Source organism: Microbacterium sp. Bi128, assembly GCF_918698205.1.
The window spans coordinates 1-1,753 of the sequence record NZ_CAKKMM010001086.1 but is presented as its reverse complement, the minus strand read 5'-3'; the positions used below and the strand labels follow the sequence as shown (position 1 = coordinate 1,753).

Below are 1,753 nucleotides of genomic sequence, written 5' to 3'. Positions count from 1 at the left end.
GTCACCAACAACGCATCCCGTTCCCCGGCACAGGTGGCCCAGCACCTGCGCGATCTCGGCGCCCCCGCCGAGGACCACCAGGTGGTGAGTTCCTCGCAGGCGGCGGCAGCGCTGCTGGCGTCGATGCTGCCGGCCGGGGCACACGTGCTGATCACGGGCAGTGCCGCACTTGCCCGGGAAATTGAACTGGTTGGCCTGGGTCCTGTCCGCGGCGCGGAGGATGCCCCCGTCGCCGTCGTTCAGGGCTTTAGTCCGGAACTTGGCTGGAAGGACCTCGCCGAGGCATCGTACGTCGTCGCCGGCGGCGCCCTGTGGGTGGCCACCAACACAGACTGGTCCATTCCCCAGGCGCGTGGAATTGCCCCCGGTAACGGGACGCTCGTGGCCGCAGTGGCAGCCGCGACCGGCAAGAGTCCGGTCGTGGCCGGCAAACCCGAAGCCCCACTGTTCCACACTGCCGCCAAGCGGCTGGCGGCGGACCGGCCGCTGGTCGTCGGCGACCGCCTGGACACCGACATCCTGGGCGGCAACAACGCCGGTTTCGCCACCGTCGCTGTGCTGACCGGAGTGGACACGAGGGAATCGATCCTCGCGGCACGGTCTGTGGAACGCCCCGATTTCCTCATCAATGATCTGACCGGCCTGTACGCGCCATACCCTGCCGTAGAGCACGACGCCGGGCGGTTCCGCAGCGGCACGGCCTCGGCGGTCGTGCGGGGGCAGTCGGTCCACATCAGCGGCGACCCCGCCGACCTCGATTCGTGGCGTGCCGCCTGTTCGGCCTGGTGGGCCGCAAACCCCGAGACGACCAGCGCGCTGGCTCCGGTCCTCGAGTGGTCCGATCACTAGGCTGGACACATGAGCGAGCTACACCAGGGACTGGACCAGGCCCCAGACGAACAGCCGGCTGAGGCGCCGACCCCTGCGGCCGATGTCGCCTGGCCCGAGCTGCCGTCGCAGCAGCTCCCGGCGGAGCTGTCCGGGCACGCCGCACCAGAACACGCGGCAGCAGTCCTGGATCCGGCCGTCAACGCTGTCCTGGACCGCCTCGGGGCCGTGCGGCAAATGCCTGTGTCCGGGCACGGCGAAGTCTATGCGGGCATGCATGATGCCCTGCTGGAGGCCCTGAACGAAGACGTCGCCGGCCACGCCGGCGTGGCGCGCCGTATCCATGCCGCGGGGAACGGGGGATCGTGAGCCGGCTTGACCAGGCACTCGTCAGCCGGGGGCTCGCCAGGTCCCGGACCCATGCCGCCCGGCTCATTGCCGAGGGCAAGGTGAGCTCCGGGGGCGAGGTCCTCGCCAAGGCGTCCCTGCAGGTCCCGGAGGACGCCGCGCTGGACGTCACGGCCTCGGCCGAGGACGGCTACGTCAGCCGCGCCGGGCACAAGCTGGCCGGCGCGCTGGATGCCTTTCCCGCCGTCGACGTCGCAGGCAAACGGTGCCTCGACGCCGGCGCCTCCACCGGCGGGTTCACCGATGTGCTGCTTCGGCGCGGTGCGGCCCACGTGGTGGCCGTCGACGTGGGGCACGGCCAGCTGGTGCCGGAAATCCGGAATGACTCCAGGGTTTCCGTGCACGAAGGCCTCAACGTCCGCTACATGGCGGCCGCGGAAATCGGCGGACCGGCCGCCCTGACGGTGGCTGACCTGTCCTTCATCTCGCTGACGCTTGTGGTGGCGCCACTCGCGGCCTGCACCCTGCCCGGCGGCGACCTCGTCCTCATGGTCAAGCCACAGTTCGAGATAGGCAA

3 protein-coding genes are annotated in these 1,753 nt (G+C 70.5%); all 3 read left to right on the top strand.

Going from position 1 to position 1,753, the window contains the following annotated elements:
• On the top strand, positions 1-849 hold an 849-nt coding region (locus LQV45_RS30005), incomplete at its 5' end, for an HAD-IIA family hydrolase (RefSeq protein ID WP_230010831.1).
• Positions 850-858: 9 nt separating this feature from the next.
• The gene (locus LQV45_RS30000) at positions 859-1,197 is read left to right on the top strand and encodes a hypothetical protein (protein WP_230010829.1); all 339 of its coding nucleotides are present in this window, start codon (positions 859-861) and stop codon (positions 1,195-1,197) included.
• The coding region (locus LQV45_RS29995) for a TlyA family RNA methyltransferase (protein WP_230010826.1) at positions 1,194-1,753 on the top strand (560 nt) is incomplete at its 3' end. The genes LQV45_RS30000 and LQV45_RS29995, both read left to right, overlap by 4 nt.